The following is a 21,410-nucleotide window of genomic DNA, read 5'->3' as shown; positions in this document are numbered from 1 at the left end:
TCTCCTGCCCTAGAGGATGATGTCGACGAGTTCCTCGGCGGCAGCGTCCGCGACGCCGAGGAAGGCGCCGGCGACGATGACGAAGCCGATGACGACCGCGGTCGCCTGACCGACCTGACGGCGGTCGGGCCACTGGACGCGCTGGAGCTCGGCCCAGGAGGCACGCAGGAAGCGGGCGAAGCGCGCGGGTCCCCGCTGCGTCGACTCACCTGGCGCGGCGGGCGTGGTGCCCGCGCCGCCCGGAGCCGCCGCGAGAGCCTCGCGCTCGAGCCCGGCTTCGTCCTGCTGGTTGTCCTCCTCACGTGCCACGGGAGGATCCGCCAGTCAGCGGGTCTCCTTGTGAGGTGTGTGCGTCCGGCACCACTTGCAGTACTTCCGCAGGGTGACGCGGTCGGGGTTGTTGCGCTTGCTCTTGTTGGTCTGGTAGTTGCGCCGCTTGCACTCCTCGCATGCGAGGGTGATGGCGATACGCACGTCTCCGCGGGCCATGTGGTTCCCCAGAGTCGATGAGGGACGATGCTGGACCGGCTTCCGGGCGAAAGAAAGACCCGCCCGGGAGCGAGTCGCCGAGGGAGGATAGCGCGGTCCGGCCCCCTGCGCCGCCCCGGTCAGGCGCGCGCGCTCGCCTGCGGGTCCAGACGGGTCATGTGGACGGACGCCTCGAAGGTGCTCGAGGCCCCGCCGCGGTAGACGCCCTTGATCGGCGGGATGTCCCCGTAGTGGCGGCCGTGGCCGATCTTCACGTGCGTCTCGTCGGCGAGCTGGCGGTTCGTCGGGTCCGCCCCGACCCAGGCCGGCTCGCTGCCCTCGTCGGGGAGGAGCGCCTCGATCCACGCGTGCGTGTGGACCTCCATCGAGTCCGAGCCCCCGTCCTGGGGCGCCGCCCAGAGATAGCCCGAGACGTAGCGGGCGGCGATGCCCTGCCGGCGGAGGAGGATGACGCCGAGGTGGACGAAGTCCTGGCAGACGCCGCCTCCGACGCGGAGCAGATCCGTCACCGTCGAGCCGACGTACGTCGCGTGCGGGTCGTAGCGGAACTGGTCGGGGATGATCTCGCAGAGGAGCCGCAGCGTCGCGAGGGGCGTCGTCGCCCGGATCGTCGCGGGCCACTCGCCGAGGATCTCGTCCGAGGGCTCCCCGAGAGCGGGGAGCAGGTACTCGCCCGCCGCCTCCGCGTAGGCCGGGCTCTCGAGCGCCGACCAGTCGGCCTCGGGCGGAGGAGGCGGCTCCGCGGTGACGACGCGGGCGCGGACGTCGATCGTGAGGTGGTCGTGCGGCTTGGGGATCCCGAACTCGAGGACCTCGGTCCCGAAGTAGTCGTGATGGCGGCTGATGCGCGCCTCCGGGTCGATCCGCACGTGGAAGTCGTCGCAGCGCTGCTGCGTCGTCGTCGCCGGCCGGACGCGCAGCGCGTTGAGGTTGTCGGTCACCGGGCCGTCGTAGCGGTACTCGGTGAGGTACTGGATCGCGAAGTTCACGTCGTGACGACTCCTGGGGCGGCGGCACCTGCGAAGTAGCGGTCCGCGATGTCGCGGTCGACGAGCGCCAGCTCCTGCTGGACCTGCTCGAAGGTGGCGGGCGCGACGGCGGCGTCGTCGGCGCGACGCCGGAACTCGAGGTCGGCCCCGAGGCGCGTGAGGCGCAGGACCGGCTCGCTCTGGCGCGGGTTGAGGTCGGCGCGCTCCACGTGACGCAGGAGGCTCTCGACCGACGCGGCGACGCTGTCCGGGTAGTTGCGCTCGTAGAGGAGGAAGCGCGCGACCGGCTGGGCGTTCGGCGGGCCGGGCACCGCGCGACGGAACGCCTGGAAGCCGCCGACCGCCTGGAGGAGCGCGAGCGCCTGGCCGTCACGGGCGTGGGTGTCCGCGATGCTCGGCAAGGCGACGCGGAGCATCCGCAGCACCATGTCGGCCGCCTCGATCCGGCCGCCGGCGATGAGGAACGCGCTCGCGTCGTCGCGGAGCATCGTGCGGCCGGTGAGGCCCCAGATGAGCGCCGTGCGCTCCTTCACCTGCTGGTAGACCGACGAGGGCCCGGCGCGCACGAGCGCCGACAGGTCACCCTCGTGCATGAGGAGGTGGGTGGTGTTGATCGCCTCCCACATCTCCGCCGAGATGACGTCGCGGAGGGTGCGCGCGCCCTCCCGCGCCCGCTCGACGCACGACACGATCGACGCGGGGTCCTCGGGCGCGAGCGTGAGCCGCTCGAGGACGTCGTCGCGCCGCACCGGCGCCCCGTCGAGCTCGGCGCCCATGATCGCGAGGATCGAGCCCCACGAGAGCGTCACCCCGCTGGGCTCGTCGGGCCGTCCCTGCAGGTCGGCGTGGAAGACGCCGTCGAGCATCCGCGCCGTGTGCTCGGCCCGCACGAGATTGCGGCCGAGCCAGAAGAGCTCGTGGGCGATGCGGGCGAGCATCAGCGGCGGCCCCCGGCCGCCGCCTGCTGCTGCTGTTGCTGCTGCTGCCCGCTCCACCCGCCGTACCGGAACCCCGGCATGGTCGGCGGGAGGGGTGGCGGGGCGAGCGGCTCGACGTGGTCGGACTCGCCGCCGTCCTCGAGCACCCACGTGTCCTTCGAGCCGCCGCCGCGCGAGCTGTTGACGATCATCGACCCCTCGACCATCGCGACACGCGTGAGGCCGCCCGGGACGATGTTGATCGTCTCGCCGAAGACCGCGAACGGGCGCAGATCGACGTGGCGCGGGGCGAGGACGCCGTCGATCCCGGCGGTCGGGACGGTCGAGAGGCGGACGATCTCCTGGCCGATGTAGCCGCCGGGGTCCTCCTCGATGCGCCTGCGGAGCTGCAGGAGCTCGGCCTCGGGGGTGAACGGGCCGATGACGACCCCCTTGCCGCCGGATTCGCCGGTGGGCTTGACGACGAGCTCGTCGAGCCGGTCGAGGACGTAGGCGCGCGCGTCCGGGTCGCTGAGGAGGTAGGTCTCGACGTTCTTGAGGATCGGCTCCTCGCCGAGGTAGTAGCGGACCATCTCGGGGACGTAGTGGTAGACCGCCTTGTCGTCGGCGACGCCGGTGCCGAGGGCGTTGGCGATCGCGACCGTCCCGGCGCGATAGGCCCGGACGAGCCCGGGAACGCCGAGGAGGCTGTCGGGGCGGAACTCGAGCGGGTCGATGAAGTCGTCGTCGAGGCGGCGGTAGACGGCGTGCACGCGCTGCATGCCGGACGTCGTGCGCATGTAGAGGACGTCGTCGCGGACGACGAGGTCGCTCGCCTCGACGAGCTCGACGCCCATCTGCCGCGCGAGGAACGCGTGCTCGAAGTACGCGGAGTTCATCGGTCCGGGGGTCCACACGACGACGGTCGCCTCGTCGTCGGACGACGGGGCGACCGAGCGGAGCGCGGCGAGGAGGAGCTGCGGGTAGTGGTCGACCGGCCGGACGCGGTAGTGCTGGAAGAGCTGCGGGAGGAGCCGGGTCATCGCGACGCGGTTCTCGAGGACGTACGAGATGCCCGAGGGGGTCCGGACGTTGTCCTCGAGGACCTTCCAGGTGCCGTCGGCGTCGCGGACGAGGTCGCACCCCGCGACGTGGCAGTACACGCCGCCCGGAGGCCGGATGCCGTGGACCGCGCGCGCGAAGTGCGAGCGGCTGACGACGAGCCGCCACGGCACGACGCCGTCGCGCACGATCTCGCGGCCGTGGTAGATGTCGTCGACGAAGTGGTTGAGGGCGCGGATGCGCTGCGCGAGGCCGCGCTTGATGTGCGTCCACTCGCGCGCCGGCAGGACCCGCGGGACGAGATCGAGCGGGAAGGGCCGGTCCTTCACCGGACCGTCCTCACCGGTCGCGTCGAACGTGATGCCCTGCTGGAGGAAGATCGCGTCGCGCCGGCGCCCGGCCGCGGCGAGCTGCTCGGGGCCGAGCCGGCTGAGCTCGGCGATGAGCGGCTCCATGTCCGGGTGCGGAATGCCGCCGGGGGCGAACATCTCGTCGAAGCACCCCGGGACGGGGCGGTAGGCGAGGTCGTCGCGGACGGCGGGTTCGGTCATCCTCCTCCCCATCCTGCCCGACGATCGGTCGACCGAAGCATCGTGCCGCCCGATCCCGGCCCGATCGGCTCCGGCGGCCCTAGAATCGTCCCGGTGCTCGGGTCGCCACGCCGCGTCGCGTTCGCCGGCGTGTTCGCCGCGACGCTCGTCACCTTCATCGCGATCGGCGCCGTGCTGCCGATCCTCCCGCGCTACGTCAAGGGCCCGCTCGACGGGGGCGACGTCGCCGTGGGCCTCGCGATCGGGGCGTTCGCGTTCACCGCGATGGTCGGGCGGCCGATCGGCGGCCGGATCGCCGACCGGCGCTCGCGGAAGCTCGTCGTCGTCGCGGGCATGTCGCTGTGCGCGGCCGCGGGGCTCCTCTACCTCGTCCCGTGGGGCCTCGCGGGCCTGCTCGTGGCCCGGCTCGTGCTCGGCCTCGGAGATGGGTGGGTCTACACGGCCGCGGCCGCGTGGGTCGTCGACCTCGCGCCGCCCGACCGCCGCGGGCAGGTCATCGGGATCTTCGGCATGTCGATCTGGGGCGGTCTCGCGATCGGCCCGGCCTTCGGCGAGCTGCTGCTCGAGGTGAGCGGCTACGACGCGGTCTGGATCTTCGCCGCCGTCGCGCCGCTCGTCGCCATCGCGATCGTGTCGCGCGTGCCGCTCGCGGCACCCGGGACGCCGACGACGAGCGCCGCGCCCCATCCCCCGCCGGGCGTCCACGGGATGCGCGCGTGGATCCCGCGCGGGGTCGTCGGACCGGGGGCGGCGCTCACGCTCGGCGCCCTGGGGTTCGCGACGTTCTCGAGCTTCGTCGTGCTCCACCTCGAGCGCGAGGGCGTCGACGGAGCCGGTGTCGCGTACGTCGCGTTCGCCGCCTCCGTCGTCCTCGGGCGGCTCCTCCTCGGCGGCATCCCCGACCGTCGCGGGCCGCGCCTCGGCGTGGTGGTCGCCGGGAGCTGCGAGGCGGTCGGGCTCACGATCGTCGCGATGAGCTCGTCGCTCCCCGTCGCGCTCGTCGGCGCCCTCGTCATGGGGCTCGGGGTCGCGCTCCTCCTCCCCAGCCTCGCGCTCCTCGCCATCGACGCGACAGCGCCCGAGCAGCGTGGCGTCGTCCTCGGCGTCTTCACCTCGTTCTTCGACATCGGGATGGGCGTCGGCGGGCCGCTCGCCGGAGCGATCGTGTCGGTGAGCGGCTACGAGGAGGCGTTCCTCGCGGCCGGTGCCGCAGCCGTCGCGAGCGCCGCGCTCGGAGCGTGGCTCGCCGCCCGCGCGGGGCGGCACGTGCCGACCGGCGAGGCCCCGCTGCCCGAGCCGGTCTAGTCCCGGGCTCGGGCGACGAGGGCCGCTCTGGTCTCCGGGAGCGTCGACGCGAGCGCAGCCGGAGACCCCGGGTCCGGCTCAGAAGATGTAGGCCCGCTGCCCGGGGGCGCATTCGTTCCTCACCGCCTGGCCGGGCAGGACCACCCCCTGACCGGGACCGGGCGTGAGCTGCGAGATCGTCTGGCCGGGCGGCCCGCACGCTCCCGCGGCGCTGTCGGGGTTCGGAGCCGCCATGCCGGTGGCCGGCAAGGCGAGCAGACCCGCGCATGTGACGGCAGCGACAGTCCGTGCAGTGCGATGCATGGTTCCCTCCTCTTCGGGGTCTCGCCTCCGCAGCCCGTGCTGCGGATCGGCACGAGGAGATCGTCGCGCAGCCCGCCGGCCGAGTATCACCGTAGATCGCCGCACTAGCGGCTCGGCGTCGCCGTACCGCTTCGCCACCGGCCGGCGGGCGGTCGGCCGCGCTCGGCGCCGACGCCCCTCAGGCGGCGGCGCGCTGCGGGATCTCGCAGACCTCGCAGGCCTCGTCCGGATGGAGCTTCGCCCACATCCAGCAGCCGACGCAGAAGCCGCTGACCGCCGAGAAGGTCCCGAGCACGGCCACCATGCCGGCGAGGACCCAGCCGGCGGTCGCGAGTCCTGCGAGGAAGAGCGCGGTCGCGCCGGCCGTGCAGCCGAGGCCGATCATGTTCGCGAAGCGCGGGGCGCGCGAGTCCTCGAGCGGGCCCTCACCGAGGCGCGGCTGGAGCACCTGGAAGTAGAGGCGGCACGGGAGGCACCAGCGGCGGCCGAGCGTGAGGCCGAGGGTGAGCTGGATCGCGAGGAGGGCGACGATCCACTCCACCCCGGTGAGGAGCGCCACGGCGCAGCCGACGCCCATCGTCGCCTGGACGGTGCGCGGCGCGCGTGAGTCGATGACGTCGAGGTCCCGCCACGGGTCGGCGGACGGACGGAACGGCTCGGCGGCGTGCGAACGGATCATGGACGGCTCCCAGCGGTCAACGAGACCCTGAAAGCCTATCGGGAATCCATAAAAAGAGGGACCGCCGCGCTCCACTGGCGCGGCGGTCCCCCTCCCCGGCGGTCCGCCGGGGTCCTGCCGTCCGCGGTCCGGACGTGGATCTAGCGGCCGTTGACCGCGTCCTTCAGAGCCTTCGCGGCGGTGAACTTCGGCGCCTTCGACGCCTTGATCTCGATCTTCTCGCCGGTCGCGGGGTTGACGCCGGTGCGGGCGCCGCGCTCGGCGACGGTGAACTTCCCGAAGCCGGCGATGTTCACCTCGCCACCACGGGCGAGCGTCTCCGAGACGATCGCGGCGATCGCGTCGACCGCCGACTTCGCGTCACCCGTCCCGAGGTCGGAACGCTCGGAGAGGTGCTGGGCAAGCTCGGTCTTGTTCACGGGTGCGGTTCCTCCTGCTGTGGTCGAAGGCGACCGGGGCATCCGGACGCCGCTTTCCCTGCGCCGGCTGAGGCCAGGGCGTGGGCCGGCCTCTTGCTGGCCGGCACGGCACCCTAGAGGGGGCCACGGACGGATCCTACGCACACCGATCCGCCGATGCATAGGGGCTTTTCGGCGTTTGGTGGCCCCGACAGGGGGAACACCAGCCCCATGACTCGCGGGAGCGTCGACCCCGACTTCGCCATCCGGACCCGCGCGGTCCCCGAGAACGTCCCGGCCGTGCGGCACGCCCTCGGAGGGATGGCGGCGGCGCGCGGCGCCGACCCGGACCTGCGGGGAGCGATCGCCCTCGCGGTCACCGAAGCGGTCTCCAACGTCGTCCGCCACGCCTATCCGCACGGTGCGACGGGGCTCGTCGAGGTCGAGGCCTCCGAGGACGGAGAGTCCTTCGGCATCGTCGTGCGCGACAGCGGCGACCGCCCGGACGCCGACAAGACACCGGGCTTCGGCGCGGGGCTCGCCCTCATCGAGGCGGTCGCGGACTCCCTCGAAATCGCCCGGGAGGCGCCTGGGACGGAGGTCCGCATGCGGTTCTCGATCGTTTCGCCCACGACGCCCCCGGGTACGGCCTGACCGCGGTGACGACGTTCGACTTCGACCTGACGACGACGACGCTCGACGACGGCATCCGCCTCATCGCCGCCCGCGGCGAGATCGACCTCTTCACGGCGCACGACGTGCGCCGGGCCGGCACGGAGGCGATCGACGAGGGCGCCCGGCGCATCGTCGTCGACCTCACCGATGTGACGTTCCTCGACTCCACGGGCCTCGGCGTCCTCATCGGGCTCGCGAAGCGGCTGCGTCCCGGAGGCGGCGACCTCGCGATCGTCAACGTCGATCCCACGATCGCGACGACGTTCTCGATCACCGGCCTCGACGGCATGATCCCCGTCACCGCGCGCCGCGCGGACGCCGTCGCGATCCTCCGCGGCGACGACCGGGCCGGGACGGACTCGGGCGGGCAGCTCTCGGGCGCTCGCTGACGAGCTCCACAACCGCATCGGGCGGCCACCGCCGCCCGTGCCGCTATGCTCGCGCCGCCCCGGGCGTCGACCGCGCCCCGTTTTCTCCATGGACGCGAGCGCGCACGGACCCGACCCTGAGCCCCTCCGGCTGTCCACGCGGATGGCGGGCACGACGCGCGTCGTCGCCGTGACGGGCGAGATCGACCTCGCCACCGCCGACGAGCTCGGGGCGGCCCTCGCCGCCCGCTCCGAGGGCGAGACCGGCCTCGTCCTCGATCTCTCGACGACGTCGTTCCTCGACTCCTCCGGCATCCGCGTCCTCGTGGAGGCCCACCGCGACGCCGAGCGCGAGGCGATCCCCTTCGCCGTCGTCCCCGGCGGGGAGAGCATCCGCTCCCTCCTCGAGACGACGGGCGTCGCCGCGCACCTCGATCTGCGCGACACGGCGCCGGAGTGACGCCGCCACGCGCCGGGACGGCCCGTCGACGGGCTCGTCAGACCCGGTCGAGCTCGAACCACACGCGCGTCCCCCCGCGGCGGTCCACGCCCCAGCGGTCGCTCAGCTCCGCGATGAGCCCGAGCCCGTAGCCGCCGACCGCGAGCTCGTCGTGGTTCGCGGTGCGCCCGGGCGGCGTGAAGCCGTCGCCCGGATCGGTGACCGCGATGGCCACCCGCGCCGGGTCGCATCGGATCTCGAGCCGGTAGGCGCCCTCGCCGCCGTGCCGGACCGCGTTCGTCGCGAGCTCGCTCACGAGGAGCCGGAGGTCCTCGACCTCCCCTGAGGACAGGTGGCCCGCGAGGTGGTCGTCGACGGCGCGGCGCGCTGCCGCGATCGAGCGCGGGCGGCCCTCGAGCTCGAGGACGACGTCGACGGGAGCCGGGTCGCGGCCCTCCGGGACGACGACGACGCCCGGGCCGGTGATCTCGGCGACGAGGACCGCCGTGTCGTCGCGCTGCGCACCCAGCGTGTGCTGCGCGACGAGCCGGCGGACCGCACCGGCCACCGCCCCCGCGTCTCCTGGCGGGAGAGCCTCGAGCGCGTCGCGCAGGCGCTGCTCGCCGAGCCGCCCGTCGGCGCCGACGGTGTCGGTGACGCCGTCGGTCCGCAGGACGAGGATGTCGCCCGGTGCGAGATCGACGTCGGTCGCGGCCCAGCGAGCGCCGGCGAACGCGCCGGGCAGCGGCCCGGGCTCGCCGAGCGGAGTCACGCGGCCGCCGCGGAGGAGGAGGACGGGCGGGTGGCCGGCGAGGACGACGGCGGCCGTCGTGACGCCGTCGCGAGGGACGAGGTGGACGCAGGCGACCGAGCAGAGCGACATCTCGTCGCGGAGGCCGAGGAGCGCGTCGAGCCGGGCGACCGCGTCGACCGGCGATCCCGTCTGGGTCGCCGCTGCCTGGAGGGCACCGCGGGCGAACGCGGTCACCGAGGCGGCCTCCGCGCCCTTCCCGGTGACGTCGCCGATGACGAGGAGGGCGCCCTCGCCGGCGGCGAACGCGTCGTAGAAGTCGCCGCCGACCTGCGTCGCCTCGCCGACCGCGGCGTAGTGCGATGCGAGACGCACGCCCGGGATCGTCGGCAGGTCGGGCGGCTGGAGGCTGCGCTGGAGCGCCTCGGAGACGGTCCGCTGCGCCATCTCCGCCCGCGTCAGCTCGCTGACGAGCCGGGCGTTCTCGAGCGCGAGCGCGATCCGGGCCGCGACCGCGAGCCCGAACCGCGCGTCGTTGCGGCGGAACCGCCGGCGCGGCATCCGCCGGACCGCCGTGAATCGTCCGGTCTCGTGGCCAGGCACGCGCAGGGGCACCGTGATGATCGCGGGATCGGACCCCTCGTCGGCGTCGGACCGCGGGAGGGGCGGCGACGCACCGCGGACGGCCATCCGCGTGAGCGCCCCGTCCTCGCCCCTGAGGTCGATCGCGGCGCCGTCGGCGAAGACGGGGACGAGCGAGGCCAGCAGCGCGTCGGCGGTCTCGCGCGGGGAGCGCCCGCCGACGCTCTCCGGGCCGATCGCCGCGAGGATCTCGAGCTGACGGACGTCGCGCTCGAGACGCGCGCGCCCGGCCGCGCCGGCCGTCGCCGCCCCGACCCCCGCGACGCCGATGCCGATCCGGGCGAGGTGTGAGTCCGACAGGAGCTCCTCCGCGCTGAAGCCGCTCGCGACGACGAGGACGAGGGCGGCGACGCCGAACGCGGCGGTCGTCCGCGGGCCGGCGACGAGCGCGACGACGAAGACGGGGATGACGTGCGCGAGCGCGAGGATCTCGTCGATCGCGAGATCGACGACGAACAGGACGACCTGGACGGCGACGAGGATCGCGAGGATCCGGCGCAGCGGGCGCGAGCGGTCCACGTGCGCCATTCTCCCGGCTCGACCGGCGCTCGCGCGCCGCGGGGGTTGCGCACGTCGGCCCGGACCGCTTGACTTCTGCCATGAGCGATCATCCCTCACCCGGCGTCTCCGACGAGCTCGCCCGACGGCGCGCCTCGGCGGCGCTCCCGGTCAACGAGGCCGGCGGCGGCGAGGCGGAGGGCTTCGAGCTCGCCGAGCAGCTCCTCATCGAGCACGCGACCCACGGCGACTCGCACACGACCGCTCCGATCATCCGCGACGCCGGGAAGGCCGACGAGGAGCGAGCGCCCTCGCCCGACGTCTACGGAGAGGCCGACAGCGAGCACGGTCAGGGCCGCGACGCCTGATCCGGTCCGCCGCGGCGATACGCTGCGAACGTGATCACCGGAGACCGCACCGTCGAGATCGAGGCCACCGCCGAGCACGTCTACGGCATCGTGGTCGACGCCGACGCGTTCCCGGTGTGGAACCCGAGCGTCAACGAGGTCGACGTCCGGGAGATCGGCGACCACGGCCTCCCCGCGGCCTCTCGCGTCGTCTTCGACGCGAAGGTGAAGGCCGTGAGGATCGACATCCGCTACGCCTACGCGGTCGACAGCGACCCGCGGACGATGCGGTTCGTCTCCGAGAAGGGCAGCGAGGTGAAGAGCGTCGTCTGCGAGTTCCACGTGCGGGAGACCGGCGTCGCGACCTGCGAGGTGCGGATGGCGGTCGAGGTCGATCCCGGCCGCAGGCTCGGTCTCCTGCTCCGCGGCCCGGTCGTCGACAAGGTGCGCGACCACCTCCTCGACGGCACGCTCACGAATCTCAAGGAGCGCGCGGAGGGCTGACCCGCGAGGCGCGCGGCGGCGCCTCAGGGGTCCGCCGGGCGGGCGTTCGGGAACGCCCGCGTCTCGCCCTGGAAGGTCCACGGCTGCTGCCGCACGCACGGCGGCGCGGTCCCGAGCGGCGGGATCTCGACGGGGTTGGCCGTATGGCGGCAGTCGAACGACTCGAGCCCGCCGCTGAGCGCCTTCGCGAGAGCGCCCGGGGCCGGATACGGGTTGTAGCGGTTCGTCGGCTCGCGCTGCGCGAAGCCGAGGAGGCCCTCCGACCAGATCGGCGGCAGCACGCGCAGGTAGCGGCGGACCTTGCCGTCGGCCGTCCGCACCTTGCCGTTCGTCGCCGCGCCGACGTTCGCCGCGGCGGTGACGCTGTCGGCGGCGTACGCGTCGAGCGTCCGGATGACGGGCACGAGCTGGCGGCCGGCGGGGAGCAGCGCCCGGACGACGGGCCGCGTCGCCTCGACGACCGCTGTCGCCGCCGGCAGCCCGTCGCGGGCCGCGTCGATGACGGGGTCGAGGCCCTCGAAGGTGTCCTCCAGCACGGGGGCGAGCCGGGAGGTCTCGTCGAGCGCCGGCTCGACGAGCGGGGCGACGGGCCGCAGCGTGCGCAGCGTCGGCGCGGCCTCGCGCGCGGTCGCCTCCACCTCGCCGAGCATCGTCCGCGTCTCGCGCAGGAAGCCCGGGAGCTCATCGACGGTCTCGGTGATCCTGGTGTCGCGCTCGGCCGTCGCGCCGAGCAGCTCGTCGCCCGCGCGGACGAGCTCGCGCAGGCCGGACTCGCGCTCCGAGATCGCCGCGAGCGTCGTCGACGTGTCGCGGATGAGCGAGCGCACCGCGGGCCGCTCCGCGTCGAGGACCTCGAGGACGCGGCGCAGGTCGCGCGTCGCCGGCGCGGCGTTGCCGATCGCGGCGCTGATGTCCTGGCCCCGCTCGTCGAGCGCGACCGAGAGGTCGTCGAGGAAGCCCTTCAGCGACTCCCGCGTCTCGGCGTCGAAGCTGCCGAGCACCTCGTCGAGGCCCTCGGCCTCTCGGATGTTGGCGACCGGGAGCATCCCGCCGTCGGGGACGGGCGCCGTCGAGTCCCTCCCCGGCGAGAGCTCGACGAACGTCTCGCCGAGCAGCGTCTTCGCGCGGACGATCGCGCGCGCGTCCGACGGGAGCGGGACGAACTCCGGGTCGAGCGACACGGTCGCCTCGATGCGGGTCCCGATCGGCTCGATCGCCGTCACCTTGCCGACGTTCACCCCGGCGATCCGCACGTCGGCGTTCGTCACGAGATTCGACGCGTCGCGCCCGAAGGACATCCGCACCTCGTAGCCCTTCGCCTCGAGCGGGACGGTGCCGCCGAAGCTCTTCCACACGAAGAGCGTGAAGCCGAACACCGAGAGCGCGAAGAGGATCGCGATGAGGATCTGCGTGCGGTCTGGTGCTTTCGTGCCCATGGATCAGCAGCTCGGGACGGTGCCGACGAGGCCGGCGAGGATGGGGCCGAGGGACGGGCTCTGGCTGAGGTTCTCGCAGCCGATGACGCCGAGGCCGCGCCACGCGGAGCCGTGGGCGTCCTGGGTCGAGATGAACGACGCCGCGTTGTGGGAGAACCACGCGAGCCAGAAGAGATAGCCCTCCTCGTCGCCCGGCGGGTTGTACCCCGCCTCGTTGACGACGTAGTTGAGGACCTGGAAGGCGGTGGTGAGCTCGGGGGTCACCGCGTCGAGGTCGCGCGTCGCCGGGGCGAGGTCGCGCGCGACGGGCTGCAGCTCCCGGACGAGGGGCCGGATCCCGTCGCGGAGGATCGGGGTCCCCTCGCGGGCGACCGGCCCGGCCGCGTCGAGCGCCGGCTTCGCCGCGCGGACGGCCGGGCGCAGCGCCTCGGCGGCGGGGACGATCTCCTCGGCGAAGCCCTGCGCGCTGTCGAGCGCGCGGTCCGCGGTCGCGAGCGTCCCCGGCAGGCGGCGCAGCGAGGCGCGCAGCGCGCGCTCCTCGGACGCGAGGGCCTCGACGGTCGCGCTCCCGGCCCGGACGACCCGAGCGAGCTCCGCGTCGCGCTTCCCGACCTCGCGCGTGAGGACCGCGAGGTTGCCGACGAGGCGCCGGAGCTGACGCCGCCGGTCGGCGAGCGCGCCGGTCACCTTCGCGACGTCCTCGGTCGTCGGCCCGAGGGCGGCGAAGAGCTCGCGGAGATCCTCGCCGCGGTCGCGTGTCCCCTCGTCGATCCCCCCGACGAGCGCCTGGAAGAACTGGCGGGTGTCGGCGTCGAGGGCGTTGGTGAGCTCGTCGGAGTCGATCGGCGGCGACGTCCGGGCGACGGGGATCGTCCCGCCCTCCTCGAGCTCGGGGGCGTCGGGACCGCCGGGGCGGATCTCCATCTGGAGGTCCTTGAGGGGCGAGTTCGGCACGAGCGTCGCGAAGGCGTCCTCCCAGATCGTCGGCAGCTTGTCGCGCTGGATCCGCAGCTCGACGATCGCGCGGCCGTCGCGCAGCTCGACGCCGCTGATCGAGCCGACGCGGACGCCCGACACGTTCGCGGGCTGGCCGAGCCCCGGCTCGAGACCCGGGACGCGCTCCATCTCGACCTTCACCGTGTACGTGTCCTCGAACGGGAGCTGAAGCCGCTGGTTGACGAGGATGTACGCGGCGCAGACGGCGGCGATCGCGACGAGGACGCCGATCGCGACGAGCCAGCGGCCGTAGCGCTCGAGCTGGCGCTTCAGCATCAGCGACCGCCCTCCTTCGCGAAGCGCGCGAGCGCGCGGCGGAACTGCGCCGCGGTCACCTTCACCGGCGTCGCGCGGCCCTTGCGGAAGCGCGCGACGGTGGGCGCGGCGTCGGCCCGCAGGTCGGTCGGCGCCTGATCGCGGCACGGCGCGTCCGGGCGGAACGCGGGACCGCCGCCGGGGCCGTTCCAGCGCGGCCGGACGCCGGCGATCGGCTCGGAGCCGCCGCCGGTCACGGCGCCGAAGCCCGCGATCTCGCCGAGGTTGACCGTCCCGTCGCCGAAGGTCGCGTTGTAGCGGACCTGGAACCCGTTGGCGTCGAAGTTCTGGGCGGCGGAGTTGAGGCCGACGAGGCCGTGCGCGAGGTCCTGCCACACCGGGCGGCCCGTCGAGAGCGCGCCGTCGTCGACGCTCGCCGTGAGGACGGGCAGAGCGCGGTCGCGGACGCAGTCCGTCACCGGGTCGACGAGCGGGAGGAGCGTGCCGAGCTTCTGCTCGAGGGCGGGCAGCCGGCGCACCGTCGGGTCGAGGAGGTCGACGAGCCGCGGCAGCTCGGCCGTCCGGGTCGCGCGGTCGAGCTGATCGGTGAGGCGCACCGCATCGCGCAGGACGGGCGGCGCGGCACGCAGCGCCGGACGCGCGTCCTCGACGAGCCCCTCCGTCGGGCCGAGGCCCGCGTCGATCGCCCGCAGGGCGGCGGGCGCATCGCGCAGGACGGCGTCGAGGTTGCGGACGCTCGCCCGCACGGACGCCTGCTCGTCGGCGAGCGCGCCGGTCGTCCGCGCCATCCCCGTCACGAGGCGCCCGAGCGCGTCGTCGTTGGCGGCGAGGGCGCTCGTGATCCGCGCGAGGGACCGGACGGTCGTCTCGACGTCGCCGCGGCGCTCGCCCTGCGCCGCCTCGGCGACGATCGCGACGTCGCGCAGCGCCGGGACGAGCGGCTTCGTCGCCCGGCCGAGGTCGCGGGCGCCGCCCTCGTCGAGAGCCGTCCCGACCTCGTCGATGATGCGCGTGAACGACTCCCGCGACGGGCGGGCGAACGCGCCGGTGAGGATCTGGTCGAACTGGACGGGGATCGCCGTCTGCCCGAGCGGGATCGTGCCGCCGTCCGCGATCTCGGGCGCGCTCGGGCTGCCCGGGTCGACCTCGATGTAGAAGCCGCCCTCGAGGAAGAGCCGCGGCCGGATCCGGATCTCCGCATCGGTGTGCAGCGGCCGGCCGGAGTCCTTCAGCTCCATCGTGACGAGCGCGGTGTCGCCGTCGCCCTTCTCGAGCTCGACGACCTTCCCGACGTCGACGCCCGCGATGCGGACCGGCGAGCCGCTGCGCAGCTCGTTCGAGGACTGCACGACCGCGGTGACGCGGTAGCCCTCGAGGAACGGGACGCGCTTCGTGAACGCCCCGTAGACGAACGCGAGGAACGCGACCACGCCGATGAGGCCGAGGATGCCGTTGGGGACGCGGCGGCGCGAGGACGACCTGCGGAGCCTCATCGGCCGGGCACCTCCGTGAGCAGGCCCGCGCTGCGGGCCCGGGAGGTCGCGGCGGCGGGCGGCGCGGTGTCCTCGGTGCGGGCGGGCTGGAGGCCCGCGGGGCTGCCGATCCGGCGGCCCGGCAGGTACGGCTCGTTCCCGGTCTCGCACTCCGTGTCGTCGTTCACCGGGGTGGGGTTCCAGTGGAGGTTCTGCGACGGCGTGCCGCTCTGGAGGATCTGCTCCGCGTCGAGGATGATCGTCGCGAGGAGCGTGCCGCCGTCGGCGTTACCGGTCTCGACGACGCTCGCGAGGTTGCGCAGCCCGATGCCGAACACGTTGCAGGTCCGCTGCGCCGGGAGGAGCTCGTCCAGCGTCCCGTCGAGGATCGACACCGTCGTCGTGAGCAGCTCGAGCGCGCCCGGCGTCGCGTCGTCGCCGGCGACCTCGCCGAGCGCGGCGAGCGTCGCCTCGAGACGCGACGCGAGCCCCGGCGCCTCGCGCAGGACGGGCGTGCCCGTCGCGAAGGCCCGGTCGAGGCGCCGCGCCGCGGTCGGGAGGGCTCGCACTCCGGGCCGCAGGTCCGTCGCGATCTCTGCGGCGTCGGCGAGCACGGGGCGCGCCGTGCGCAGCGCCCGCGTGAGCGCGACGTTCGTCCGCGGGAGCTCCTCGATCGACGCGCCGAGCGCGGGACGCGCCCGGTCGATCGCCTCGAGCGTCGTCGTCCCCGTCTCGAGGACGCGCGAGAGGAGCGGCGTCACCGGGTCGATCGCGCGCGACGTGGCCGCGACGCCGCGGATGAGGCCGTCGAGGTCGGTGGCGGGGTCGGCGAGGACCTCGAGGACGCGCTGGGCCGGGGGGAGCGCGGAGTCGAGCTCGGCGACCGTCTCGTCCAGGTCGGCGCCCCGTCCGGCGAGCGCGTCGCCGAGGTTGATGATCGCGCTGCGGATGCCCTGCGAGGTCTCGTCGTCGAAGACGTTGAACGCCTCCTCGAGCTCGACGATCTCCTGCGCCTGCTCGATGGGGATCGTCGCACCCGGCGGGAGCGGCTCGGCGCTCTCGCCGGGGATGACGTCGAGGTACTTCGCGCCCAGGATCGAGCGCGGCCGGACGCGGACCTCGGTGTCGCGCGGGAGACCCTGCTGGTCCTGCTGGAGGTCGAGGAGCAGGCGGGCGCGCACCGGCTTGCCGTCCTCGGCCGGGAGCGGCTCGATCTCCTTCACGATGCCGATGCGCGCCCCGCCGATCCGGACCTCGGATCCGCCCGGCGTGAGCTTCGCGGCGTCGGGGACCTCCGCGTAGAGCTGGTAGGTCGGGACGAACGGCAGGCCCTTGTTCGCGTTGTACGAGAGCAGGACGCCGATGACCGTGACGATGAGGATGATCGACCCGACGAGGATCGGGTTGCCGAACAGGTCGCCCGGCGTGAATGTCGTCTCTTGCCGGTTCATCCGAGGAGGAAGCCGAGGAGCCCCTCGGCGGAGTCGGGATCGGCGGGGCGGGCGGCGTCGCCGCGGTCGAGGAGCGGCAGACCCGGGAGCTGCGGGAGCTCGATCGGCGGGAGGCCAGGCAGCGTGAGCGGCGCCTCGCCGGGGCTCGACGGCTCGGGGGCGGGCGCGGCGTCACCGGTCGACGGCGCGGGAGCGGAGGGGCGCCGTGCGCCCGTCTTCTCCGCCGGCGCCCTCTTCTCGCTCGCGTCGCGCTGCGCGACGCCGGTCTCGGTGAACGTCGCCTCGCACCCCGGGGTCGGCGTCGTCGCGAACACCGAGCAGCCGTTGATCCCGTCGATGAAGATCGTCGTCGGGAGGATGTGGCTCGTCGAGTCGTAGCGCGCCGTCGACCCGGCGGTGTTGTAGACGAAGCTGAGGAGGTTCTCGGTGACGCCGCTGTCGCGAAGGTCGACGACGAGCTCGCTCAGCTCCCGGCCGGTCGGCAGGGCGGCGCCCGAGAACCCGCGCAGCAGCGCGACGACCGGGGCGGCGGAGCGGGCGACGGGGATCCCGGTCTCGGCGGCGTCGTCGAGCGCACGCAGGGCGGGGCGCGCGGCCTGCGAGAACGGGACGATGCGGCGCAGGAGCGACGTCGTGCGCGGCGCGGCCGCCCGCAGCTCGCGCAGGAGCGGCGTCGTGTCGCTCGAGAAGCGCTCGAACGCGGCGAGGGACGGCTCGGCTTCGTCGAGCGCGGCCGGCAGCGTGCGGACGGCCTGGCGCAGCGCGGTCCGGCGGCGCGCGGTCTCGCTCACGACGCGGCCGGCCGCGTCGACGAAGTCGCCGACGCGCGCGGGGCGCTTCGCGAGCTCGGCGACGACGCGGTCGGTCGCGGCGACGGCGTCCTTCAGCTCCTGCTCGTCGCGGGCGAGGCGCTGCATGACGTCGCGGACGAGCTGCAGCGACGGGTTGGCGCGGCGCAGGATCTCGTTGACGTCCTCGCCGCGGCCCGCGGCGCCGATGCCGAGCGACGCGACGAGCGCGGTGAAGCGCTGGCGCACCGGCATGTCGAAGACGTTGAAGAGATCGGTGATGGCGACGGGGACCGTCGTGTTCTCGACGGGGACGGTCGGGACGCCGTCGACCTGCGCGAGCTCCTCGGCGTCGGGGCTCCCCGGGTCGCACTCGACGAAGCGCTCGGAGATGAGGCCCTCGGGCTTGATCTCGCAGGCGGCGTCGGCGCGGAAGGGCGCGAAGCGCGCGTCCGTCGTCATCTCGATGCGCGCCTTGAAGTCCTCGGTGAGCGTCACGTCGTCGACCGTCCCGGCGCGCGCGCCGGCGATCTTGAGGACCTGGCCGGGGATGATGCCCTTGGCGGTGTCGAAGATCGCGTCGATGCGGTAGTCGCCGGTCGGCTCCCCGTCCTGCGCCCCCGACTCGGCGCTCGTCACCGCGAGCACGACGAGGATCGCCGCGACGGCGACGAGGACGCCGACGGCGGCCGCGCCGAGGCGGTCGGGTCGCGCGAGCGCCCTCACTTGTCGTCCTCCCGGTCGCAGATCGACGGGTCGGGGACGTACGGGTTGCTGCCGTCCGGTGCGGGCTCCGCGGCCGCGCCGGGGCAGCGCGCGTCGAGGCCGGTGCGGAAGCCGCCGGCGGCGTTGAGCGCCGGGAGCTGCGAGAGGAGCCCGACGGACGGGCCGGTCGTCGCGAAGGCGATGCGGGCGAAGTGGCCGTTGGCGTCGTAGGAGCCGGCGGCCCGGCCGCCGAGGCCCTGGAAGAGGCCGAGGACGATGTCCGGCGCGTAGGGCCGCAGGCCCGTGAAGACCGGCAGGCCGTCCCGGACGGCGGTCGCCGTCGAGGTGAGGGCGGGGAGCGCGACGTCGCGCAGCCCGGGGAGCCCGTCGACCGCGTCCTTCGCGGCGGGCAGCAGCCCGTTGAGGCGCGCGAGGACGGGCCGCGTCTGGCGCGAGGTGCCCGGCAGCGCGCGGAGGAGGTCGGCGAGCGGGGCGGCGGCAGGGCGCAGCTCGCGCAGCGCCGGGCGCACCTCGGCGAGGGTGGCGCGGGTCCGGCGCAGGGTCCCGCGGGCCGTGCGCAGCGCCGCGGGCGCGCGGTCGAGGGCGCTCTGGAGCGAGCGTCGCTCGTCGGCGAGCGCCCGGAGGGCGGTCGCGGTGCTGGTGATGCCCGCGCCCACGTCGCCGCGGCGGTCGGCGAGCGCCTTGACGACCGCGGCGCCGGTCGTGACGAGCCGGCCGACCGCGGCGGTGTCGCGCGTGAGCTCCTCGCCGAGCGCGCGCGTCTGCGCGACGGCCGGGTTGAGCAGCTCGAGGGCGCGGTTCGCGCTCGGCGCGGTGCCCTCGAAGACGTCGTCGCCGTCGCGGATGATCTGCTGAAGGCGGTCGCGCGTCGGCTCGTCGAGCGCGTTGAGGAGCATGTCGAGGTCGACGACCGGCCGGGTCTGGGTCGTGTCGAGGACCGCGCCGTCGTCGAGCTCGGGGGCGTCGTCCGGCCCCGGGGTGATGTCGATGAAGCGGTTCGTCACGCCCGAGAGGCCGACGAGCCGGATCCGCGCGACGGTCCCCTCGCGCAGCGGCGCCACGTCCTCGTCGATGCGCATCTCGATCTCGGCCTGGTTGTCGTCGGTGAGGCGGATCTCCTCGACCTGGCCGACGGCCTGCCCCGCGATCTGGACGCGTGCGCCGTTCACGACCTGTCCCGCATCGATGAACCGCGCGTTGATGCGGTAGTCGCCGCCGCCCCCGAGGACGACGACCACGAGCGTGACGAGCGCGACGATCGTCGCGGCCGTGATGCCGATGCGGACGTTCGAGCGGCGGAGCACGGGCTACCCGCCGATCGGGGCTCGCGGGTTGCCGCCCCAGAAGATCTGGGTCCCCAGCATCCCGATGATGTGGATGCCGAAGATGTTCATGACCATCGACTTCGCCGTCGCGCGGCCGACGCCGACCGGTCCCCCGGACGCGTTGTAGCCGTAGTAGACGCCGACGAGGACGACGAAGGTCGCCATCAGCATCCCCTTGATCGACGAGTAGAGGAGGTCGATCGGGTTCTGGAACTGCCAGAAGATCTGGAAGTAGCCGCCGGCCGACACCTCGCCGATCTGCTGCACGACGGCGATGTAGGAGCCGAGGAACCCCGCCGCGACGGCGATGATGTACACGAAGGGCAGGACCATCCACATGCCCAGGAGCCGCGTCGCGCAGAGGTAGAGCATGGAGTTGAACCCCATGACCTCGAGCGCGTCGATCTCGTCGGAGATCCGCATCGAGCCGAGCTCGGCGACCATGCCCGTCCCGACCTTCGCGGCCATCATGTACCCGAACGCGTAGGGCGTCACCTCGCGGAGGTCGCAGAGCGCCGTGAACGCGCCGACCGTCGAGGGCGAGCCGACCGCGCGCGAGCCGTACGCGCCCTCGATGCCGCACTGGAGGCCGAGGATGAAGACGAGGCCGAGGACGATGAGCACCGAACCGACGACGAGGATGCCCGCCTGGCGCAGCGCCTCGCCGAAGAAGCGCATGACCCGCAGCGAGTAGACGTCGCCCATGACGCGGCCGCAGAAGCGCAGCCACGCGCCGAACGGCTCGAACACGCGGTCCTGGATGGCGCGCAGCGAGCTCATCGGACGGCCGACAGCTCCGGGTAGGTGGCGAGGAGCGTCTGCGTGAAGACGTAGTTGAACGCGCCGATGCCGAGGAACGCGATGACGACGGCCTGGTTGACGGCGCGACCGACGCCCTCGGGGCCGCCCTTCGCGGTGAGGCCCTTGTAGCAGCAGACGATGGCGATGATGGCGCCGAACATCGTCGTCTTCAGGAGCGAGCCCCACAGCTCCGTCGTCGTCGCGTTCGTGAAGTAGGTCGCGAAGAACGGGCCGAGCGGCGCGTCGTTCGTCACGGTGACGAGGACGCCGCCGAACGTCCCGAAGATGAGGGCGTAGACGTTGAACATGCCCGTCGCGAGCATGAGCGCGAGGAAGCGCGGGACGACGAGGTTCTTGATCGGGTCGACGCCGAGCACCTGCAGCGCGTCGAGCTCCTCGCGGATCTTGCGGGCGCCGAGGTCGGCGCACATCGCGGTCCCGGCGACGCCGGCCATGACGATCGCGCACACGAGCGGCGCGAACTCGCGGACGACCGCGAGGACGAAGAGGCCGCCGAGGCGGTCGAGAGCGCCGAAGAGGTTGAGGAAGTTCGCCGCCTGGATGCCGGACGGCCCGTACGTGAAGGCGATCGAGGCGACGATCATCGGGAACCAGCAGAGCCGCAGCGCGAAGAGGAACTGCGCGACGAACTCGCCGCCGTAGGGGTAGGGCGGGCGGATCGCCGAGACGATCGTCTTGCCCGTGAGGATGCCCATCGAGCCGATCGTCTCGATGAACTCCCGCATCGGGAGGAACAGCCGATCGGCGGTCCCCCTCACCACTGGTGATCGTCTCCCACGTGTCTCTCTCCCCATGCCCCGCCGCGCTCCCGGCGCCGCGAAGCGAGGTGACAGTAGTGCACATAGGACTGGCCGGGCAACCAGGAATCGCTGGACGCGGTGTCGAGAGCGGGTCCACGACCGCCGGCCGACCGCCGCCTCCGCCGGCCCGCGAAGATGGGGACCGTGCACCGCTCGCCTCCTCGCGCCGTCGCCCTCGTGCGCGAGCCGCTCGACCTCGCGCTCGAGCCGTGGCGGGCCGCGCTCGCCCTCCGCGGCGAGCCGGGCGCCTTCGCTCTCCTCGGCGACTGGGCGGGCGGATCGAGGGCGGTCCTCGGCCTGCGGCCCGTCGCGGCGCGCACGGTGCCCGACGACCCCGCCGAGGCCTTCGCGACGCTCGCCGACGTGCCGCGGGTCGACGGCGAGCCGCCGCGCGACGCTAT

At 73.9% G+C, this 21,410-nt stretch carries 22 protein-coding genes and 1 pseudogene; 7 read left to right on the top strand and 16 right to left on the bottom strand.

Annotated elements, in window-relative coordinates; genetic code table 11:
- Positions 1-9: 9 nt before the first annotated feature.
- The 5 genes from secE to ACME2J_RS17295 form a co-directional block, all read right to left on the bottom strand.
- Positions 10-309 (bottom strand): preprotein translocase subunit SecE, encoded by a 300-nt coding sequence (secE, locus tag ACME2J_RS17315; protein ID WP_495546189.1) that lies wholly within the window; start codon positions 307-309, stop codon positions 10-12.
- 15 nt (positions 310-324) lie between these two features.
- Complete coding sequence (gene rpmG / locus ACME2J_RS17310; RefSeq protein ID WP_495546188.1) at positions 325-489, bottom strand: 50S ribosomal protein L33; 165 nt, start codon at positions 487-489, stop codon at positions 325-327.
- Between the two features lie 119 nt (positions 490-608).
- A complete protein-coding gene (locus ACME2J_RS17305; protein ID WP_495546187.1) occupies positions 609-1,478 on the bottom strand; it encodes a transglutaminase family protein in 870 nt (289 codons plus the stop codon).
- Positions 1,475-2,416 (bottom strand): alpha-E domain-containing protein, encoded by a 942-nt coding sequence (locus ACME2J_RS17300; protein WP_495546186.1) that lies wholly within the window; start codon positions 2,414-2,416, stop codon positions 1,475-1,477. Before ACME2J_RS17300 ends, ACME2J_RS17305 begins: the two co-directional genes overlap by 4 nt.
- Positions 2,416-4,008, bottom strand: a complete 1,593-nt coding sequence (locus ACME2J_RS17295; RefSeq protein WP_495546185.1) for a circularly permuted type 2 ATP-grasp protein — start codon at positions 4,006-4,008, stop codon at positions 2,416-2,418. Before ACME2J_RS17295 ends, ACME2J_RS17300 begins: the two co-directional genes overlap by 1 nt.
- Positions 4,009-4,101: 93 nt before the next feature.
- Between ACME2J_RS17295 and ACME2J_RS17290 the strand changes: the two genes are divergently transcribed.
- Positions 4,102-5,313, top strand: a complete 1,212-nt coding sequence (locus ACME2J_RS17290; RefSeq protein WP_495546184.1) for an MFS transporter — start codon at positions 4,102-4,104, stop codon at positions 5,311-5,313.
- Positions 5,314-5,794: 481 nt separating this feature from the next.
- Here ACME2J_RS17290 and ACME2J_RS17285 read toward each other — a convergent pair whose 3' ends face one another.
- Positions 5,795-6,295: a DUF4395 domain-containing protein gene (locus ACME2J_RS17285; protein WP_495546183.1), complete on the bottom strand. Its 501-nt coding sequence runs from the start codon at positions 6,293-6,295 to the stop codon at positions 5,795-5,797.
- A 140-nt stretch (positions 6,296-6,435) separates the two neighbouring features.
- Positions 6,436-6,714: an HU family DNA-binding protein gene (locus tag ACME2J_RS17280; protein WP_495546182.1), complete on the bottom strand. Its 279-nt coding sequence runs from the start codon at positions 6,712-6,714 to the stop codon at positions 6,436-6,438.
- 210 nt (positions 6,715-6,924) lie between these two features.
- On the opposite strand from ACME2J_RS17280, the gene ACME2J_RS17275 reads away from it, so the two are divergent.
- The 3 genes from ACME2J_RS17275 to ACME2J_RS17265 all read left to right on the top strand — a co-directional run bounded on the left by ACME2J_RS17275 (position 6,925) and on the right by ACME2J_RS17265 (position 8,196).
- Entirely contained in the window at positions 6,925-7,347 is a 423-nt protein-coding gene (locus ACME2J_RS17275) for an ATP-binding protein (protein ID WP_495546181.1), read from the top strand.
- Positions 7,348-7,352: 5 nt separating this feature from the next.
- On the top strand, positions 7,353-7,757 hold the full coding sequence (locus ACME2J_RS17270; RefSeq protein ID WP_495546180.1) for an STAS domain-containing protein: 405 nt from the start codon (positions 7,353-7,355) through the stop codon (positions 7,755-7,757).
- A gap of 88 nt (positions 7,758-7,845) precedes the next feature.
- Entirely contained in the window at positions 7,846-8,196 is a 351-nt protein-coding gene (locus tag ACME2J_RS17265; RefSeq protein ID WP_495546179.1) for an STAS domain-containing protein, read from the top strand.
- Between the two features lie 37 nt (positions 8,197-8,233).
- On the opposite strand, the gene ACME2J_RS17260 is transcribed toward ACME2J_RS17265, so the two are convergent.
- Positions 8,234-10,087, bottom strand: a complete 1,854-nt coding sequence (locus ACME2J_RS17260; protein ID WP_495546178.1) for an ATP-binding SpoIIE family protein phosphatase — start codon at positions 10,085-10,087, stop codon at positions 8,234-8,236.
- 80 nt (positions 10,088-10,167) lie between these two features.
- Here ACME2J_RS17260 and ACME2J_RS17255 point away from each other — a divergent pair, with 80 nt between their 5' ends.
- Positions 10,168-10,434 (top strand): hypothetical protein, encoded by a 267-nt coding sequence (locus ACME2J_RS17255; protein ID WP_495546177.1) that lies wholly within the window; start codon positions 10,168-10,170, stop codon positions 10,432-10,434.
- Between the two features lie 30 nt (positions 10,435-10,464).
- Positions 10,465-10,917, top strand: a complete 453-nt coding sequence (locus ACME2J_RS17250) for an SRPBCC family protein (RefSeq protein WP_495546176.1) — start codon at positions 10,465-10,467, stop codon at positions 10,915-10,917.
- A 23-nt stretch (positions 10,918-10,940) separates the two neighbouring features.
- Here the strand turns inward: ACME2J_RS17250 and ACME2J_RS17245 are convergent, their stop codons facing one another.
- The 8 genes from ACME2J_RS17245 to ACME2J_RS17210 are packed head-to-tail and all read right to left on the bottom strand — an operon-like array spanning position 10,941 to position 20,904.
- Positions 10,941-12,353 (bottom strand): MlaD family protein, encoded by a 1,413-nt coding sequence (locus ACME2J_RS17245; protein ID WP_495546175.1) that lies wholly within the window; start codon positions 12,351-12,353, stop codon positions 10,941-10,943.
- 3 nt (positions 12,354-12,356) lie between these two features.
- The gene (locus tag ACME2J_RS17240) at positions 12,357-13,625 is read right to left on the bottom strand and encodes an MlaD family protein (RefSeq protein WP_495546174.1); all 1,269 of its coding nucleotides are present in this window, start codon (positions 13,623-13,625) and stop codon (positions 12,357-12,359) included.
- Positions 13,625-15,118, bottom strand: coding sequence for an MlaD family protein (locus ACME2J_RS17235; RefSeq protein ID WP_495546173.1), 1,494 nt, complete (start codon positions 15,116-15,118; stop codon positions 13,625-13,627). The genes ACME2J_RS17240 and ACME2J_RS17235 overlap by 1 nt, the downstream gene beginning before the upstream one ends.
- Positions 15,115-16,548 carry an MlaD family protein gene (locus ACME2J_RS17230; RefSeq protein ID WP_495546172.1) on the bottom strand — a complete coding sequence of 478 codons (1,434 nt, stop codon included), beginning with the start codon at positions 16,546-16,548 and terminating at the stop codon, positions 15,115-15,117. Before ACME2J_RS17230 ends, ACME2J_RS17235 begins: the two co-directional genes overlap by 4 nt.
- Complete coding sequence (locus ACME2J_RS17225; RefSeq protein WP_495546171.1) at positions 16,545-18,062, bottom strand: MlaD family protein; 1,518 nt, start codon at positions 18,060-18,062, stop codon at positions 16,545-16,547. Before ACME2J_RS17225 ends, ACME2J_RS17230 begins: the two co-directional genes overlap by 4 nt.
- Positions 18,059-19,366 (bottom strand): MlaD family protein, encoded by a 1,308-nt coding sequence (locus ACME2J_RS17220; protein WP_495546170.1) that lies wholly within the window; start codon positions 19,364-19,366, stop codon positions 18,059-18,061. The genes ACME2J_RS17225 and ACME2J_RS17220 overlap by 4 nt, the downstream gene beginning before the upstream one ends.
- Positions 19,367-19,369: 3 nt before the next feature.
- The gene (locus ACME2J_RS17215) at positions 19,370-20,167 is read right to left on the bottom strand and encodes an ABC transporter permease (protein WP_495546169.1); all 798 of its coding nucleotides are present in this window, start codon (positions 20,165-20,167) and stop codon (positions 19,370-19,372) included.
- Positions 20,164-20,904: an MlaE family ABC transporter permease gene (locus tag ACME2J_RS17210; RefSeq protein WP_495546198.1), complete on the bottom strand. Its 741-nt coding sequence runs from the start codon at positions 20,902-20,904 to the stop codon at positions 20,164-20,166. The genes ACME2J_RS17215 and ACME2J_RS17210 overlap by 4 nt, the downstream gene beginning before the upstream one ends.
- 249 nt (positions 20,905-21,153) lie before the next feature.
- Between ACME2J_RS17210 and ACME2J_RS17205 the strand changes: the two are divergent.
- Positions 21,154-21,410, top strand: a pseudogene (locus tag ACME2J_RS17205) (hypothetical protein); the annotation flags it as partial.

The sequence above is a fragment of the Paraconexibacter sp. genome (genome assembly GCF_059438195.1).
This window is presented reverse-complemented; position numbering and strand designations above follow the sequence as displayed.

Coding starts and splice junctions, on each gene's coding strand:
- ACME2J_RS17230 (WP_495546172.1), bottom strand. CDS start 16,548: ATGAACCGGCAAGAGACGACATTCACGCCGGGCGACCTGTTCGGCAAC.
- ACME2J_RS17255 (WP_495546177.1), top strand. CDS start 10,168: ATGAGCGATCATCCCTCACCCGGCGTCTCCGACGAGCTCGCCCGACGG.
- ACME2J_RS17240 (WP_495546174.1), bottom strand. CDS start 13,625: ATGCTGAAGCGCCAGCTCGAGCGCTACGGCCGCTGGCTCGTCGCGATC.
- ACME2J_RS17235 (WP_495546173.1), bottom strand. CDS start 15,118: ATGAGGCTCCGCAGGTCGTCCTCGCGCCGCCGCGTCCCCAACGGCATC.
- ACME2J_RS17275 (WP_495546181.1), top strand. CDS start 6,925: ATGACTCGCGGGAGCGTCGACCCCGACTTCGCCATCCGGACCCGCGCG.
- rpmG (WP_495546188.1), bottom strand. CDS start 489: ATGGCCCGCGGAGACGTGCGTATCGCCATCACCCTCGCATGCGAGGAG.
- ACME2J_RS17285 (WP_495546183.1), bottom strand. CDS start 6,295: ATGATCCGTTCGCACGCCGCCGAGCCGTTCCGTCCGTCCGCCGACCCG.
- ACME2J_RS17295 (WP_495546185.1), bottom strand. CDS start 4,008: ATGACCGAACCCGCCGTCCGCGACGACCTCGCCTACCGCCCCGTCCCG.
- ACME2J_RS17300 (WP_495546186.1), bottom strand. CDS start 2,416: ATGCTCGCCCGCATCGCCCACGAGCTCTTCTGGCTCGGCCGCAATCTC.
- ACME2J_RS17265 (WP_495546179.1), top strand. CDS start 7,846: ATGGACGCGAGCGCGCACGGACCCGACCCTGAGCCCCTCCGGCTGTCC.
- ACME2J_RS17215 (WP_495546169.1), bottom strand. CDS start 20,167: ATGAGCTCGCTGCGCGCCATCCAGGACCGCGTGTTCGAGCCGTTCGGC.
- ACME2J_RS17245 (WP_495546175.1), bottom strand. CDS start 12,353: ATGGGCACGAAAGCACCAGACCGCACGCAGATCCTCATCGCGATCCTC.
- ACME2J_RS17210 (WP_495546198.1), bottom strand. CDS start 20,904: ATGGGCATCCTCACGGGCAAGACGATCGTCTCGGCGATCCGCCCGCCC.